We start from the raw sequence: 16,671 nt of genomic DNA on the forward strand, positions 1-16,671 counted from the left end.
GATTTCGACTCCTCTTATGGCCACCGTCGTGACGTAGCAGGTTATGCCGCAGCACTAGAACTGTTCGACCGTCGTCTGCCAGAACTGATGGAATTGCTGAAAGAGGACGATATTCTGATCCTCACCGCTGACCACGGTTGTGACCCAACCTGGCAAGGTACTGACCATACTCGCGAACACATTCCGGTATTGGTCTACGGCCCGAAAGTGAAAGCTGGCTCTCTGGGCCATCGTGAAACCTTCGCGGATATCGGCCAGACCGTGGCGAAACACTTTGGTGTTTCGGATATGGATTACGGCAAGAACATGCTCTGACCACTTAAATTTCAGGTGTTATCGTCGCAGCCAGATTGTGTTCGGACAGCGCGGAGCCACCGGAGCGTAACGTAGTACGTGAGGATGGCGAGCACTGCCCGGACGCAAGCTGGCAAGTAAGATAGCCTGAGACATTGTTTAAAAAGAAAAGGATCTTAAGATGGCAACGCCACACATTAATGCAGAGATGGGTGATTTCGCAGACGTCGTTTTGATGCCTGGCGACCCGCTACGCGCAAAACATATTGCAGAAACTTTCCTCGAAGACGTTCGTGAAGTGAACAACGTGCGTGGCATGTTGGGCTTCACCGGGACTTACAAAGGCCGCAAAATCTCTGTAATGGGCCACGGTATGGGTATCCCATCCTGCTCCATTTACACTAAAGAGCTGATCACTGATTTCGGCGTGAAGAAAATCATCCGTGTGGGTTCTTGCGGTGCAGTACGTATGGATGTGAAATTGCGTGACGTGGTTATCGGTATGGGGGCTTGCACCGATTCCAAAGTGAACCGTCTGCGTTTCAAAGACCATGACTTCGCAGCCATCGCTGACTTCGACATGGTGCGTAACGCGGTTGATGCGGCTAAAGCGCTGGGTGTTGATGCGCGCGTGGGCAACATCTTCTCTGCAGATCTGTTCTACTCCCCAGACCCGACCATGTTCGATGTGATGGAAAAATACGGCATCCTGGGTGTGGAAATGGAAGCGGCGGGCATCTACGGCGTGGCAGCAGAATTTGGTGCGAAAGCGCTGACTATCTGCACCGTGTCTGACCATATCCGTACCCACGAGCAGACCACGGCTGAAGAACGCCAGACGACCTTTAATGACATGATCAAAATCGCTCTTGAATCTGTGTTACTGGGCGACAAAGAGTAAGATTTAAAGGGTGCTAAGGCACCCTTTATTTTTCAAAGTATCTATTCACTTTTCATCCAACATTATTTTTTCAGGTTTACCTTTCAAAGATATAGCGCTATATATCTATTCAAGTATCTATTCACGAATCTATTCATATGAGCGCTCTGATAGATTTTTGAAGCGTTAAACGGCTAGCCTAGCGCACCGTCTGCGCAATCCACGCGCTCAATTCTCGCAATTCCATTTCTTGCTCCGGGAAATCGGCAATGAGCGTTTCACATTGCTGTTGCAACATTTCGCTACGATACAAACAGCCCTGCAAACGTGCCGCCAGCGCTTCAAGAGGTGCGGGATTTAGGCTGTCTGTGAATATTTGCGTGCGAGTGATATGCCCTTTTTCAACGTCGAAGTGCAGTTCAATACCCCCCCAGGTAAAACGATTCTCCAGCAAATGGCTGAATGCCGGAGCCTGGCCAAAGTTCCATTCCCAACTGCTTTGACGGGCAAAAGTTTCAGTAAACCCGGGTAAGTCGGGCAGGGCATCAGGGGATATGTGTTCTGCCTCCACGCGCTCGCCGTAATAAGCAAAGAAAGCCTCGCGTACGGCATCGCAAATTTGCTCGTGGGTCAACCCTGGCTGGAGTTCGCTAAGATTTGCCACTCGCCCACGCACAGAGGTAATACCCTTGGCTTGAAGCTTTTTCTTATCTGGATTTAGGTAGTTTGCCAGGCGGCTTAAATCGGCGTTCAGCAATAAAGTGCCATGATGGAAACCGCGATCCAGGGTTTCTTTATAAGCTGAGCCCGAGACTTTTCGCACCCCTTCAGCAGTATCAACTTCCAGATCGTTGCGCCCGGAAGCGGTGGCTGTGATGCCAAGAGCATTAAGCGCATTCACCACAATTGCGGTCGACACGCTTTTGTCATATTCCGGTTTTCCCGCCATAAACGTGAAACAGGTATTGCCCAAATCGTGGAATACCGCGCCTCCACCGCTACTGCGTCTTGCCAGCCGCACGTTATCTTCTTCCATGCGTCGGGTATTACACTCTTTCCATGGGTTTTGCGCCCGACCAATGACCACCGTATCCGCGTTGCGCCATAAAAACAGCACACGTTGAGTCGCTGGCATCTGGCGGAAAATACACTCCTCCACCGCCAGGTTGAACCACGGATCGTAGGAGTCCGAAATAAGCAGACGTAGCGTAGACATAGTAGAAGTCCTTTCTGACTTAGGGTTTATTGGGGATCTGCTCATCCTCGTCTTCTTTAACTTCGGTATTCGCCGTCAGAAGGTAAGGGGATTGTTGCCAGCGCGTGCGTTTGCCCTGTAACAGCGTGCGCGTCAGCACAATGCCAATTGCCAGTGCCAATAACATCATCAGGCGCAGAATATTGGTGGTGTTATCCACTTGATGGGCCTCGGTTGGCAGCGTGTGTGTATCGAGCGTGATACGCAGATAACCCACTGGCCCATCTTTATCTTCCATTGGCTGAACAATTTGCCGAGTAAAATAACTGCCTGCTTTTTTACCATCCAGCGCAAGCCTATCGCGCACGTCGATCCCTTCACCCACGCGTATGATTAGGCTACCGTCATTGTCGTAAACACCTGCATCCAGTATGCGGCTGTTCTGAGTCAATAAATTCAACACCGTAGAAATCTTTTTCTCATCAGGATTTTTAGATTTCATCACGGGAATAAGGTTATAGCCCACCTGCCGGACCAGCGTTCTAGCCAGTTCTTCAAGTTGCATATTTCGGGCTTGCTGATGCCTCTGGCTAAACCACGCTGCCCCCTGCATCAACGCGACTAAAAGTGCGAGGCAGATAAGCACTATCACTGCACGATGCTGCTTAAATTTCAGTTTTGCCCGAGCCATAATACACCTTAGAAAGATTGCCGGTTTTACGGCACAGTTTAATGTTGCCAGAAGCTGTGCAGACAAGGTAGCCTCATGCGTTGTTTTGTTCAGATTACCCTTCAGCATTCGAATTTCAGGGGTGTTGGTGAGGGGTATATTAATATTTTCAGGAGCTGTGATGCCAAATAGTCTGACCTGGTGCGACTTGCCGACCGACGTATCTCTCTGGCCTGGTTTGCCGCTATCGTTAAGTGGCGATGAAGTTATGCCGCTCGATTACCGTGCTGGCCGCAGTGGCTGGCTTCTGTATGGTCGGAATCTGGATAAAGAGTGCCTGAATCGCTACCAACGTAAGCTGGGTGCGGCAATGGTTATCGTCACCGCGTGGTGTGTAGAAGACTATCAAGTCATTCGCCTGGCCGGTTCATTAACCCCACGCGCGACCAAACTTGCACATGACGCCGGGTTGGATGTCGCGCCGCTAGGCAAAATCCCGCATCTACGCACACCAGGCCTGCTGGTCATGGACATGGATTCCACCGCCATCCAAATCGAATGTATCGATGAAATCGCGAAACTGGCGGGCACTGGCGAAATGGTCGCAGAAGTCACCGAACGTGCGATGCGTGGCGAGCTGGACTTTGCTGCGAGCTTGAAACAGCGCGTAGGAACGCTCAAAGGTGCGGATGCTTCTATTCTGCGACAGGTTCGTGATGAACTGCCGTTAATGCCAGGTTTGACGTCACTGGTGCTGAAACTCGAATCACTGGGCTGGAAAGTCGCCATTGCTTCCGGTGGTTTCACCTTCTTCGCCGAATTCTTGCGCGACAAACTGCATCTGGATGCGGTCGTGGCAAATGAGCTGGAAATCCGCGACGGCAAGCTGACGGGTGAAGTCATCGGTCAAATTGTTGATGCGCAGTTCAAAGCCGAAACACTCAAGCGTCTGGCAGATAAGTATGAAATTCCTGTCGCGCAAACCGTCGCGATTGGCGATGGAGCGAATGATTTACCGATGATTCAATCGGCTGGCTTGGGCATTGCATTCCACGCTAAACCAAAAGTGAATGAAAAAACGGAAGTCACCATCCGTCATGCTGATTTGATGGGGGTATTTTGCATTCTATCCGGTAGCCTTATCCAGGAAGAACGCTAATGGCAAAAGCTCCAAAACGTGCATTTGTCTGCAATGAGTGCGGTGCAGACTATCCTCGCTGGCAGGGGCAATGCAGTGCCTGTCACGCATGGAACACTATCACTGAGGTGCGTATTGCGGCCTCTCCGACGGTTGCGCGTAATGAGCGTTTGTCAGGTTATGCCGGCAGCGCGGGCGTCAGTAAAGTGCAGAAACTTTCTGAAATTAGTCTCGAAGAGCTGCCGCGTTTTTCTACCGGTTTTAAAGAGTTTGACCGCGTTTTAGGTGGCGGTGTGGTGCCGGGTAGTGCCATTTTGATTGGTGGTAACCCTGGTGCCGGTAAATCTACGCTACTGCTGCAAACCTTGTGCAAACTTAGCGAGCAGATGAAAACGTTATACGTCACAGGTGAAGAATCGCTGCAACAAGTGGCAATGCGTGCTCACCGCCTGGGGCTGCCGACCAATAACTTGAATATGCTTTCGGAAACCGGCATCGAACAAATCTGCATGATTGCCGAAGAAGAAGCACCAAAACTGATGGTTATCGACTCCATCCAGGTCATGCATATGGCGGATGTGCAGTCGTCCCCAGGCAGCGTGGCACAGGTGCGTGAGTCTGCCGCTTACCTGACTCGCTTTGCCAAAACACGTGGTGTGGCGATTATTATGGTTGGCCACGTGACCAAAGATGGTTCGCTTGCTGGGCCAAAAGTACTCGAACACTGTATCGACTGTTCGGTCATGCTTGATGGTGACGCCGATTCCCGTTTCCGTACCCTGCGCAGCCATAAAAACCGCTTTGGTGCGGTGAATGAGTTGGGCGTGTTTGCCATGACGGAGCAAGGTCTGCGTGAAGTCAGTAATCCTTCCGCTATCTTCCTGAGCCGCGGTGATGAAGTGACTCCCGGTAGTTCGGTGATGGTGGTGTGGGAAGGTACGCGCCCATTATTGGTAGAGATTCAGGCGCTGGTGGATCAATCCATGATGTCCAATCCGCGCCGTGTTGCCGTGGGTCTTGAACAAAACCGCCTGGCCATTTTGCTGGCTGTTTTGCATCGTCACGGTGGCCTGCAAATGGCCGACCAGGATGTGTTTGTCAATGTGGTGGGTGGTGTGAAAGTCACCGAAACCAGTGCTGACCTGGCCTTACTACTGGCGTTGGTTTCCAGTTTACGCAACCGCGCTTTGCCACAGGATTTAGTGGTGTTTGGTGAAGTCGGGCTGGCGGGGGAAATTCGCCCGGTACCCAGTGGCCAGGAACGTATTTCTGAAGCGGCAAAACACGGCTTTAAACGTGCCATCGTGCCACAGGCGAATGTACCGAAAAAACTACCGGAAGGGATGCAGGTATTTGGTGTGAAAAAACTTGCTGATGCACTGTCGGTATTTGACGACTTATAATTGATAGCCGTCATACTTCGAGTTGCCTCTTTGTTGGCGGCGTTCACCCACCCGAATCACTGACTACAGTAAGCTCATCGGGATTTGTTCACTTGCCGCCTCAATGCAACTCGAATTATTTTGGGTATATACCCGTGAGTATTCGAGTGACACGATGACGGAAATATTCGCCCAATTTTGCAGGAGGCAGGCAACATGTCGTCTTTTGAATACCTGAAGACCGCTATTCGTCAGCAGAGTGTGACTCTGCAGCAAGTTGCAGAATCCTGCGGCATGACTAAAGGTTATCTTAGCCAGTTACTGAATGCCAAAATCAAAAGTCCAAGTGCGCAGAAACTGGAAGCATTACACCGTTTTCTGGGGCTGGAGTTTCCACGGCGTGAGAAAACAATCGGCATCGTGTTCGGGAAGTTTTACCCGCTGCATACCGGTCATATCTATTTGATTCAGCGAGCAGCAAGCCAGGTTGATGAACTCCATATCATCATGGGCTATGACGAAACCCGTGACCGTTTGTTGTTTGAAGACAGCGCGATGTCGCAGCAACCAACCACCGGTGACCGTCTGCGCTGGTTGCTACAGACCTTCAAGTATCAGAAAAATATCCGCATTCATTCGTTTAATGAAGAAGGGATGGAGCCTTACCCGCATGGTTGGGATGTCTGGAGCCGCGGTATCAAAGCTTTCATGGAAAGCAAAGGTATCAATCCCGATTGTATCTACACCTCCGAAGAAAGTGATGCGCCGCGGTTTATCGAACAACTCGGTATTGAAACGGTGCTGATTGACCCGAAACGGACGTTCATGAATATCAGTGGTGGGCAGATACGCGAAAACCCGTTCCGTTACTGGGAATATATCCCAACCGAAGTAAAACCGTTCTTTGTCAGAACCGTCGCTATTCTGGGTGGGGAATCGAGCGGTAAGTCGTGGATGGTGAATAAGCTCGCCAACATTTTTAATACCACCAGTGCCTGGGAATATGGCCGTGATTACGTCTTCTCGCACCTTGGTGGTGATGAGATGGCACTGCAATATTCCGACTACGACAAGATTGCTATTGGTCATGCTCAATACGTTGATTTTGCAGTTAAATATGCCAATAAAGTCGCGTTTATCGATACCGATTTTGTCACTACTCAGGCGTTTTGCAAAAAGTACGAAGGGCGTGAACACCCGTTTGTGCAGGCGCTGATTGATGAGTACCGTTTTGATCTGGTGATTCTGCTGGAAAACAACACACCGTGGGTGGCTGATGGTTTACGCAGCCTCGGGAGTGATACCGACCGGAAATCTTTCCAGAATCTGTTGGTGTCGATGCTTGATGAAAACAACATCAGCTATGTGCATGTGGAAGAGTCTGACTACGATTCTCGTTTCTTGCGCTGTGTTGATTTGGTGAAGAACATGATTGGCGAACGTGGATAAGCGAACTCGCCAAAAAAATGGGGCGCATTGAGCGCCCCATCTATTACTTCGTTACACGCTTGTACTTAATACGCTTAGGTTCCAGCGCATCCGCACCCAGGGTGCGTTTCTTGTACTCTTCGTACTCAGTAAAGTTACCTTCAAAGAACTCCACTTTACCTACATCCTGGTAATCCAGAATGTGCGTGGCGATACGGTCAAGGAACCAACGGTCGTGCGAGATAACCATTGCACAGCCTGGGAATTCCAGCAGGGCGTTTTCTAACGCGCGCAGGGTTTCGATATCCAGGTCGTTGGTTGGTTCATCGAGCAGCAGTACGTTGCCGCCAACTTGCAGCAGCTTCGCAAGGTGCAGACGTCCACGCTCACCACCGGACAGCTCACCAACACGTTTACCCTGGTCAACGCCTTTGAAGTTAAAGCGACCCACGTAAGCGCGGCTTGGCATTTCGGTGTTACCGATACGCATGATGTCCTGGCCGCCGGAAACTTCTTCCCACACGGTTTTGCTGTTATCCATCGCGTCACGGAACTGATCGACAGAAGCCAGTTTCACGGTTTCACCTAGTTCAATGGTGCCGCTGTCTGGTTGTTCCTGGCCTGACATCATACGGAACAGGGTAGATTTACCCGCACCGTTCGGGCCGATAATCCCCACAATCGCGCCTTTCGGTACAGCGAATGTCAGGTCTTCAATCAGCAGGCGGTCGCCGTAAGATTTACGCAGGTTGGTAACCTCAACGACTTTATCGCCCAGACGTGCGCCTGGTGGAATAAACAGTTCGTTGGTTTCGTTACGTTTCTGGTACTCGGTGCTGTTCAGTTCTTCAAAGCGAGCCAGACGCGCCTTGCCTTTAGACTGACGGCCTTTAGCGCCTTGACGTACCCACTCAAGTTCCTTCTCAATGGATTTACGGCGAGCCGCTTCCGATGAGGCTTCCTGAGCCAGACGTTCGTCTTTCTGCTCAAGCCAGGAGGAGTAGTTACCTTCCCACGGAATACCTTCACCGCGGTCAAGTTCCAGAATCCAGCCTGCAACGTTATCGAGGAAGTAACGGTCGTGGGTAATCGCCACAACGGTGCCTTCGAAATCGTGCAGGAAGCGCTCAAGCCAGGCCACGGATTCAGCATCCAGGTGGTTGGTTGGTTCGTCGAGCAGCAGCATGTCTGGTTTTTCGAGCAGCAGACGGCAAAGCGCTACACGGCGGCGCTCACCACCAGACAGGTTTTCAATTTTTGCGTCCCAATCTGGCAGACGCAATGCGTCAGCGGCGCGTTCGAGCTGAACGTTAAGGTTATGGCCGTCATGCGCCTGAATGATTTCTTCAAACTTGCCTTGTTGCGCGGCGAGCTTATCGAAGTCAGCATCCGGTTCAGCATACTTCGCGTACACCTCATCCAGACCTTTCAGCGCGTTTACCACTTCGGATACGGCTTCTTCAACAGACTCACGAACCGTGTGCTCGAGGTTGAGCTGTGGTTCCTGAGGCAGATAGCCAATTCTCAGACCTGGTTGTGGACGGGCTTCACCTTCAATGTCGGTATCAATGCCGGCCATAATGCGCAGCAGCGTGGATTTACCGGAACCGTTCAGACCCAGTACACCAATCTTGGCGCCAGGGAAGAAGCTGAGCGAGATATTTTTCAGAATATGACGTTTCGGCGGAACAACTTTGCCGACACGATGCATGGTATAAACGAATTGAGCCACAGTGCGACTTCGCCTCTTTTTCGTGATTTAAGATGGTGCGTATTAGTGGCGAAGTGTAGCCCTTTTCAGCAGGTAATCCCAGCAGGGGAAGTGGGATGTGTTACCCGAAACAGCCTTAATGTCTATACCCGTCATACTTCAAGCTGCAGGATTGTTGGCTGCACTCACTTACCCCAGTCACTTACTCAAGTAAGCTTCTGGGGATAAGCTCCCTTGCCGCCTGGCTGCAACGTGAATTATTTAGGGTAGATATAGGTAGAATAACGCCCTCTCACGTGGCGAAACCACGGTTCGAGAGTTAGCATGAAGTTATTAATGGCGGCGTGATGCTGCCAGTGAATATGTGAGGAGAACTTGTGGGGATAGCCAAACAAGTCGTGGGACAATTGCTGGTAGCAGTTGTAGGCCTTGCGGCACTAACTCATGCCGTTCGCGCGGATTCGCTCGATGAGCAACGCAGCCGATATGCACAAATCAAACAAGCGTGGGATAACAAGCAAATGGATGTGGTGCAACAGATGATGCCCACGTTGCAAGATTATCCACTGTATCCCTATCTCGAATATCGCCAGATAACTAACGACTTAAAGAATGAGCCTACGCTTGTGGTGAGTCGTTTTATTGAAGCCAACCCAACGCTGCCTCCTGCTCGAGCGCTGAAATCACGGTTTGTGAATGAACTGGCGCGTCGTGAAGACTGGCGTGGTCTGCTGGCGTTTAGCCCGGAACCGCCTGGTACCACCGAATCCAAGTGCAACTATTACTATGCGAAATGGGATACCGGACAAGTTGATGCAGCATGGGTAGGGGCTAAGGAATTGTGGTTAACGGGAAAAAATCTGCCATCAAGCTGCGATCGTCTGTTCTCGGCATGGCGTGCGTCGGGAACGCAAGATCCGTTGGCTCATCTGGAACGCATTCGTCTGGGGATGAAAGAAGGTAATGCTTCACTGGTTACCAATCTCGCGAGCCAAATGCCAGTGCAATATCAAACTATTTCCAACGCATTGATAAGCCTACAAAACGATCCGAATACCGTGCTGACGTTTGCCCGTACTGTGGGATCAACTGACTTTACACGCCAGGCGGCGGCAGTGGCATTTACGCGTGTCGCGCGGGATGATGTAGAAAATGCGCGCATGATGATCCCATCACTCATTGAGGCGCAGCAACTCAACGACGCTCAGGCTCAAGAACTTAGAGACACCGTTGCCTGGCGTTTAATGGGGAATGATGTCACGACGGAACAGGCTATCTGGCGCGACGACGCAATTATGCGCTCGGAGTCGACAAGCTTAGTGGAACGGCGCGTACGTATGGCACTGGGAAGTGGTGACCGTACTGGCTTGAATACCTGGCTGGCGCGTTTGCCAATGGAGGCAAAAGAAAAAGATGAGTGGCGCTACTGGCAGGCTGATTTGTTGCTGGAGCGTGGTCGTGATGCTGAAGCCAAAGAGATCCTCCGCTCGCTTATGCAGCAACGCGGCTTCTATCCAATGGTGGCAGCTCAGCGTTTAGGGGAAGAGTATCCGTTGCGCGTCGACAAAGCCGTTGCTGTGAATCCGGCTTTGGTTCAGGGGCCAGAAATGGCGCGGGTACGTGAGTTGATGTACTGGAGCCTGGATAACACTGCACGTAGCGAATGGGCGAATTTGATCACTAGCCGCACTAAATCAGAGCAGGAAGGATTAGCGCGTTACGCGTTTGAGCAACACTGGTGGGATCTTAGTGTGCAAGCAACGATCGCCGGAAAGCTTTGGGATCACCTGGAAGAGCGCTTCCCGCTCGCTTACAAAGATATTTTCTCCCGTTATGTGCGCGGTAAAGATATCTCGCAAAGCTATGCTATGGCGATTGCGCGTCAGGAAAGCGCCTGGAACCCGAAAGTCCGATCGCCAGTGGGGGCCAGTGGTTTAATGCAGGTGATGCCAGCAACTGCGGCGCATACCGTGCAGAAGTTCGGTATCTCGGATTACTCAAACCCAAGCCAACTTCTTGATCCTGATATGAATATCAACATCGGCACCACTTATTTAGAGTCGGTGTCTCAGCAGTTTGATAACAACCGTATTTTCTCTTCCGCTGCGTACAATGCGGGGCCGGGGCGAGTCAGAACTTGGCTTGGTAATAGCGCTGGGCGCATTGACGCGGTTGCGTTTGTCGAGAGTATTCCTTTCTCGGAAACGCGTGGATATGTGAAAAACGTGCTGGCTTATGATGCGTACTATCAATACTTCATGGGGAAATCAGCACCGCTGTTGACGGATGCTGAGTGGCAACGCCGTTATTGATTTTGAAGTGTTACTACCCGTTAGCTACCAGTAGCAGCCAACACCCTTGCTACTTGAAGGATGACGGGTATATGTTATGCTGCTGTACTAGTTGAATAGTATGGTGGCAACATGACTCAGCACTCTCAATACTCGGCAGAGCACGCCGAGCAAAGCAATCAAGAGTGGCTCCGCTTTGTGGAGTTGCTACAGCAATCGTTCGATAAGCAACTGCATATGCCGCTGTTAATGTTATTACTGACACCAGACGAACGCGCCGCCCTCGGCACTCGGGTCCGAATCATTGAAGAATTATTACGTGGTGAGATGAGCCAACGTGAACTGAAAAATGAATTGGGTGCCGGAATTGCGACGATAACGCGGGGGTCGAATAGCCTGAAATCTGCTCCAACGGCATTACGTGCCTGGCTGGAGCAAGAGTTGTTAAGTGGTAAAAACTAACGATAAATGTCGTTATGGAATGGACTCAGCGCCAAAATAACTGCCTGGTGGTAAACGCTACTGCGAGTGAGTTTTCCGGCGGTAAATACGCCAATCGCACCTTCTTTACGGCCAATTTCATCAATACCGGTGTATGTCGACATCACTGGCCCTAAAGCTTCACCCGCTCTGACTTCTTCAAGAATACTGGCGGGGAGCGGGAGAGTGGCCGATCGGGATTCTCCGCGTTGACTCTGGTTTTCAATCACCACCCAACTGAAAGTGCTGTCGTCATCAATTCCCGCTTCAACCGCAACCCAAAAATCGGCTTCAGGACGAACCTGACGACAGTTCATCACCCGGCATCGTGCGCCAGTTCGCGTTTCATGGTTTCCGAAGGGCTGTTCTGGTACTCCACTATCGACGGAGATAGGTTCAATATGGCAGCATCCTTCACCAAAGATGTCGTCGAATGCCTGGAGAATTGCCTGAATTTTAGCGGGATTGGTTGTTGCGCAGACGACATGGTACATAATCAGTGAAACTCTCAAGAAATTGTTGCCGCAGTATAACGGAAAAAACGCATGCTACAGGTATACCTTGTTCGCCACGGCGAAACGCAGTGGAATGCAGAACGCCGCATTCAGGGCCAGTCAGACAGTGCGCTGACTGAAAAAGGGGAACGTCAGGCCGAGCAGGTGGCCGAGCGAGCTAAAACACTAGGAATTACGCACGTGATTTCCAGTGATTTAGGGCGTACTCGTCACACCGCTGAGATAATCGCTCTTGCATGTGGCGTCGATGTTACGCTGGATGCGCGTTTACGTGAGCTGGATATGGGCGTGTTAGAACGCCGCAATCTGGACACACTAAGCGACGAGGAAGAAGGCTGGCGCCGTCAACTGGTGAATGGTACGGCTGATGGACGTATTCCCGAAGGGGAAAGTATGCTCGAAATGAGCGAGCGCATGCACGCGGCTCTGAATGCTTGCCTGAATTTGCCATCAGGAAGCCGCCCATTACTGGTTAGTCATGGGATGGCACTAGGCTGCCTGGTGAGTACGATTCTGGGATTACCGGCCTGGGCTGAACGACGCTTACGTTTAAGAAACTGTTCGATTTCCCGTGTGGATCACCAGCACAGTCCGTGGTTAGCTTCTGGCTGGGTCGTTGAAACGGCAGGGGATATCTCACATTTGGATGCCCCTGCGTTGGATGAGCTTCAGCGTTAATTAACGACGCACTGGAATCAGATATTCGCAACGAATTTGCATTGGTCGGTCTTGAACACGCGCTTCTTCTTGCGGGAAGAAGCGTTCAATATCCTTGCCTTTGCGACGCGTCAGATTCAGTGATGGCATGCAGGTACCGTAAATGGTCAGGATGAAGTCTTGCAAACCCGTGCCTGGCCCTTCGTAGTCGAACTGCACGTAATCACCGCCTTCCAACTTCACCGGATGAGAGTCTGGTAAGAATCCACTCGCCATTTCTGGCGCCAGTGCCGTGGTATAAAAGACTTCCTGCTCGTCATCTTTCTCAATGCTTGGGCGTGGCTCATGCAAGCCGTACAACACGCGCGGCAGAGTCGGTGCATTCCCGAGGAACTGTGTCCAGAACTGGATACGCATTTCATTACGGAAATCAGAGATTTGCTCAAGCGTACAGCTGTAACTTTGTGTGACACCCACCAGTTCGGTTTCTGGCAGCGTGACAAATTGCGCTTGCGGCAGCGTAAACACATCTAAACGCATTGGCGGACGCATACCGAACGAGTTCCAGTCTGGGGAACGGCGATACAGCGCAGGGGTTTGAGAAAATTGCTTTTTGAAGGCACGCGTAAAGGTTTGCTGCGAGTCAAAACGATACTGCAAAGCGATATCGAGTATAGGTCGTGCAGTCAGACGCAGCGCCACTGCTGATTTTGAGAGCCGGCGAGCACGGATGTATGCACCAATTGCGTGACCGGTAACTTCTTTAAACATCCGTTGTAGATGCCACTTGGAATAACCTGCTTTAGCCGCCACATTATCCAGTGACAGAGGCTGATCCAAATGCCCTTCTAGCCAGGTTAATAGATCGCGAATGATCCCTGCCTGATCCATATAATATCCTCATCCTGACACTATGAGTGCCGTTAATGTCGGCGATGATAGCACTTTTTGTTGTTTTGACATTCAGAGTTTTTTTTAACAAGACGTGCCAAAATCAGTAACTCATTCTGACAGTTTTATTAATAACGTGATATTAAACGACTTTTTAGCACAAAGTGTTCATAGTCCCTAAAGACAATCTTAACTAATGGTAACAATATGAAATATAAAGTTTTAGCTGCGCTCGGTTCATTACTGCTTGTTTCGCTGAGTGCCAGAGCTGAACAGATCGGTTCTGTGGACACCGTTTTTAAGATGATTGGCCCGGATCATAAAATTATTGTTGAAGCGTTTGATGATCCGGACGTAAAAAACGTGACTTGCTATGTTAGCCGTGCAAAAACGGGTGGCATTAAAGGTGGGCTGGGTCTTGCAGAAGATACTTCAGATGCGGCGATTTCTTGCCAGCAAGTGGGGCCAGTTGAGTTAAACGAAAAGATAAAAGCAGGTAAAACAGAGGGTGACGTTGTTTTCCAGAAGCGGACATCACTGGTTTTCAAGAAGCTGCAAGTGGTACGTTTCTACGATGCGAAACGCAACACGCTGGCTTATCTGGCTTACTCAGACAAAGTGGTCGACGGTTCGCCTAAAAACGCGATAAGCGCTGTGCCAATTATGCCGTGGAAGTAACAGGGGCAAAAGAAAAGGGCGGATTAAAATCCGCCCTTTCAAATCATGTTTGATACAGGTTTATTCCTGTAAATCGCCACAAAAGCGATAACCTTCGCCGTGGATCGTGGCGATGATTTCAGGTGTATCTGGGGTCGATTCGAAGTGCTTACGAATACGACGAATTGTGACGTCAACGGTACGGTCGTGTGGCTTAAGCTCACGGCCAGTCATCTTTTTCAACAATTCAGCACGAGACTGGATTTTCCCAGGGTTTTCACAGAAGTGCAGCATGGCGCGGAATTCGCTACGCGGCAACTTATACTGTTCGCCATTTGGGCTGACCAATGAACGGCTGTTGATATCCAGTTCCCAGCCATTGAACTTGTAGCTTTCAACAGAACGACGTTCTTCGCTGATTGCTCCCAGGTTCATAGTACGAGACAACAGGTTACGCGCACGGATGGTTAATTCACGTGGATTGAATGGCTTAGTGATGTAATCATCTGCGCCGATTTCAAGGCCAAGAATTTTATCCACTTCGTTGTCGCGACCGGTCAGGAACATCAAAGCGACATTGGCTTGCTCACGTAATTCACGTGCCAGCAGCAGGCCATTTTTCCCAGGCAAGTTTATATCCATAATGACCAGGTTGATGTCATTATCGGAAAGAATCTGATGCATTTCAGCGCCATCTGTCGCCTCAGATACATCATAACCTTCAGCTTCAAAAATGCTCTTTAACGTGTTGCGTGTTACTAATTCGTCTTCGACGATAAGAATGTGCGGGGTCTGCATGTTTGCTACCTAAAATTGCCAACTAAATCAAAACAGGAAGTACAAAAGTCCCTGACCTGCCTAATACATGCCATAAATTAACATGTTTGGCGTAACATGACTAAAGTACGTAATTGCGTTCTTGATGCACTTTCCATCAACGTCAACAACATCATTAGCTTGGTCGTGGGTACTTTCCCTCAGGACCCGACGGTGTCAAAAACGGTTGTTATCCTAACCATTTTAACAGCAACATAACAGGCAGGACCGCTTTAGACATCTGATAAAACTACGCTTCGTTGACATATATCAAATTCAATTGTAGCACGTTAACAGTTTGATGAAGTCATTGTAGCGTTTTGCGAGCTTGCGTCACAATTCTCTAATAATCAACATAGTTACGTGAATTGATTATGAAACATCACAAATCTGATAGTTGATAGAGACTGTGTGCTTTATTTATCAGTAAAACAATATGATAGATTCAGTATATACGTTCTGGCATGCTGGTCTAACCACGCTGATGTATTTGGTTCGTTGATGATTTACATCACTTATACTATATAGATGAATGTTATCCGGATGTAAATTTTTGTCGCGTATTATCATTTGAATTTTGTGAAAATCTAAATTTGGATATTTTTTTAAGAGACTTTTAATGCGTTTTATAATTGTTTTGGTCGCCCCAGCCAGGTCTGAAAATGTAGGTGCAGCAGCCCGTGCAATGAAGACAATGGGATTTACTGAATTGCGTATTGTTGACAGTGAAGCCGATCGTCAACCAGAGGCCCGTTGGGTCGCGCATGGTTCAGGGGATGTGCTGGATAATGCGCAGCATTTCAACACGCTGGCGGAAGCTATACATGACGTTAATTTTACTATTGCGACCACGGCACGTAGCCGCGCAAAATTCCATTACTACGCCACACCGCAGCAACTGGTTCCGTTACTCGAAGAAAAGCGTAACTGGGTAGGAACAACCGCCCTGGTGTTTGGGCGTGAAGATTCTGGATTGACCAACGAAGAGCTCGAATTGGCCGATGTGTTAACGGGTGTGCCTATGGTGGCAGATTATCCGTCGCTCAATCTTGGCCAGGCAGTCATGGTTTACTGCTATCAGCTGTCAGCTCTGATGCAACAAAATACGCCAGATCAAGATGCGGTGGACGTTCAGCAACTGAGTGCTTTGCGTTCCCGAATGAGTACGTTACTGGAGCGTGTAGAAGCCAGTAACGACCAAAAAATGGTCGACTGGTTACAGCAACGTCTTGGACTACTCGCTCAACGTGACACGGCAATGTTGCACCGTTTGCTCCATGATATCGAAAAAAAGTTGCCAGATGAAAATGCTGATAATTGATTTAATGCTAGTGAAATGTGGGTGTAATACCCTTATCTTTTTAGCGTAATAAACGCGTTTTTTGAGGGTTTCTCAGCGTTCAGTCATGGTCTTACTCTAGCAGCGAAATTAAAAATAATTTGACTTAACCTGCCGGATACTTTAGTCAATATAGGTAAATCATATTACGAGCACACAACATCCATGATTCGCATCAGCCCAATGACCACAATTATTACAACCACCATTACCACAGGTAACGGTGCGGGCTGACGCATACAGGAACAACGAAAAAAGCCCGCACCTAACCAGTGCGGGCTTTTTTTTGGACTAAAAGCGCTATCCCATTAGGGCTATTTTATTTGT

At 49.7% G+C, this 16,671-nt stretch carries 17 protein-coding genes, 1 pseudogene and 1 other annotated feature; of the genes and pseudogenes, 12 read left to right on the plus strand and 6 right to left on the minus strand.

Going from position 1 to position 16,671, the window contains the following annotated elements; all coding sequences use genetic code 11:
- Positions 1 to 315, plus strand: a pseudogene (locus VJY99_RS10320) (phosphopentomutase); the annotation flags it as partial.
- A gap of 160 nt (positions 316 to 475) precedes the next feature.
- Complete coding sequence (gene deoD, locus VJY99_RS10325; RefSeq protein ID WP_064543345.1) at positions 476 to 1,195, plus strand: purine-nucleoside phosphorylase; 720 nt, start codon at positions 476 to 478, stop codon at positions 1,193 to 1,195.
- Positions 1,196 to 1,373: 178 nt separating this feature from the next.
- Here deoD and lplA read toward each other — a convergent pair whose 3' ends face one another.
- Positions 1,374 to 2,390, minus strand: a complete 1,017-nt coding sequence (gene lplA / locus VJY99_RS10330; protein WP_324118047.1) for a lipoate--protein ligase LplA — start codon at positions 2,388 to 2,390, stop codon at positions 1,374 to 1,376.
- Between the two features lie 19 nt (positions 2,391 to 2,409).
- Positions 2,410 to 3,060: a YtjB family periplasmic protein gene (locus tag VJY99_RS10335; RefSeq protein WP_324118048.1), complete on the minus strand. Its 651-nt coding sequence runs from the start codon at positions 3,058 to 3,060 to the stop codon at positions 2,410 to 2,412.
- Between the two features lie 160 nt (positions 3,061 to 3,220).
- Between VJY99_RS10335 and serB the strand changes: the two genes are divergently transcribed.
- From serB to nadR, 3 genes are all read left to right on the plus strand, one after another.
- A complete protein-coding gene (serB, locus tag VJY99_RS10340) occupies positions 3,221 to 4,198 on the plus strand; it encodes a phosphoserine phosphatase (protein ID WP_324118050.1) in 978 nt (325 codons plus the stop codon).
- Positions 4,198 to 5,580 carry a DNA repair protein RadA gene (gene radA / locus VJY99_RS10345; RefSeq protein WP_324118052.1) on the plus strand — a complete coding sequence of 461 codons (1,383 nt, stop codon included), beginning with the start codon at positions 4,198 to 4,200 and terminating at the stop codon, positions 5,578 to 5,580. Before serB ends, radA begins: the two co-directional genes overlap by 1 nt.
- 195 nt (positions 5,581 to 5,775) lie before the next feature.
- Positions 5,776 to 7,008, plus strand: a complete 1,233-nt coding sequence (nadR, locus tag VJY99_RS10350; RefSeq protein ID WP_324118054.1) for a multifunctional transcriptional regulator/nicotinamide-nucleotide adenylyltransferase/ribosylnicotinamide kinase NadR — start codon at positions 5,776 to 5,778, stop codon at positions 7,006 to 7,008.
- Between the two features lie 43 nt (positions 7,009 to 7,051).
- Here the strand turns inward: nadR and ettA are convergent, their stop codons facing one another.
- On the minus strand, positions 7,052 to 8,719 hold the full coding sequence (gene ettA / locus VJY99_RS10355) for an energy-dependent translational throttle protein EttA (protein WP_324118056.1): 1,668 nt from the start codon (positions 8,717 to 8,719) through the stop codon (positions 7,052 to 7,054).
- Positions 8,720 to 9,075: 356 nt separating this feature from the next.
- Here ettA and sltY point away from each other — a divergent pair, with 356 nt between their 5' ends.
- Complete coding sequence (sltY, locus tag VJY99_RS10360) at positions 9,076 to 11,010, plus strand: murein transglycosylase (RefSeq protein WP_324118057.1); 1,935 nt, start codon at positions 9,076 to 9,078, stop codon at positions 11,008 to 11,010.
- A 111-nt stretch (positions 11,011 to 11,121) separates the two neighbouring features.
- Positions 11,122 to 11,451 carry a trp operon repressor gene (gene trpR, locus VJY99_RS10365; RefSeq protein WP_324118059.1) on the plus strand — a complete coding sequence of 110 codons (330 nt, stop codon included), beginning with the start codon at positions 11,122 to 11,124 and terminating at the stop codon, positions 11,449 to 11,451.
- Here the strand turns inward: trpR and yjjX are convergent.
- Positions 11,448 to 11,963, minus strand: coding sequence for an inosine/xanthosine triphosphatase (yjjX, locus tag VJY99_RS10370; protein WP_324118060.1), 516 nt, complete (start codon positions 11,961 to 11,963; stop codon positions 11,448 to 11,450). The genes trpR and yjjX overlap by 4 nt on opposite strands.
- A 51-nt stretch (positions 11,964 to 12,014) precedes the next feature.
- Between yjjX and gpmB the strand changes: the two genes are divergently transcribed.
- Positions 12,015 to 12,662, plus strand: coding sequence for a 2,3-diphosphoglycerate-dependent phosphoglycerate mutase GpmB (gpmB, locus tag VJY99_RS10375; RefSeq protein WP_324118062.1), 648 nt, complete (start codon positions 12,015 to 12,017; stop codon positions 12,660 to 12,662).
- Here the strand turns inward: gpmB and robA are convergent, their stop codons facing one another.
- Entirely contained in the window at positions 12,663 to 13,532 is an 870-nt protein-coding gene (gene robA, locus VJY99_RS10380) for an MDR efflux pump AcrAB transcriptional activator RobA (RefSeq protein ID WP_324118064.1), read from the minus strand.
- 207 nt (positions 13,533 to 13,739) lie between these two features.
- Here robA and creA point away from each other — a divergent pair, with 207 nt between their 5' ends.
- Positions 13,740 to 14,210, plus strand: coding sequence for a protein CreA (gene creA / locus VJY99_RS10385; RefSeq protein WP_324118066.1), 471 nt, complete (start codon positions 13,740 to 13,742; stop codon positions 14,208 to 14,210).
- Positions 14,211 to 14,270: 60 nt separating this feature from the next.
- On the opposite strand, the gene arcA is transcribed toward creA, so the two are convergent.
- Entirely contained in the window at positions 14,271 to 14,987 is a 717-nt protein-coding gene (gene arcA, locus VJY99_RS10390; RefSeq protein ID WP_120064781.1) for a two-component system response regulator ArcA, read from the minus strand.
- Positions 14,988 to 15,083: 96 nt separating this feature from the next.
- Between arcA and yjjY the strand changes: the two genes are divergently transcribed.
- The 3 genes from yjjY (at position 15,084) to thrL (ending at position 16,578) form a co-directional block, all read left to right on the plus strand.
- Positions 15,084 to 15,224: a protein YjjY gene (gene yjjY, locus VJY99_RS10395; protein ID WP_115187835.1), complete on the plus strand. Its 141-nt coding sequence runs from the start codon at positions 15,084 to 15,086 to the stop codon at positions 15,222 to 15,224.
- A gap of 400 nt (positions 15,225 to 15,624) precedes the next feature.
- Positions 15,625 to 16,326 (plus strand): tRNA/rRNA methyltransferase, encoded by a 702-nt coding sequence (locus tag VJY99_RS10400; RefSeq protein ID WP_324118070.1) that lies wholly within the window; start codon positions 15,625 to 15,627, stop codon positions 16,324 to 16,326.
- Positions 16,327 to 16,509: 183 nt separating this feature from the next.
- Positions 16,510 to 16,578, plus strand: coding sequence for a thr operon leader peptide (gene thrL / locus VJY99_RS10405; RefSeq protein WP_072009468.1), 69 nt, complete (start codon positions 16,510 to 16,512; stop codon positions 16,576 to 16,578).
- Positions 16,517 to 16,633: a sequence feature (Thr leader region), on the plus strand. Its footprint overlaps the gene before it by 62 nt.
- Positions 16,634 to 16,671: the final 38 nt, after the last annotated feature.

The sequence above is a fragment of the Buttiauxella sp. genome (assembly GCF_035271705.1).
In the GTDB taxonomy this organism is placed as follows: domain Bacteria; phylum Pseudomonadota; class Gammaproteobacteria; order Enterobacterales; family Enterobacteriaceae; genus Buttiauxella.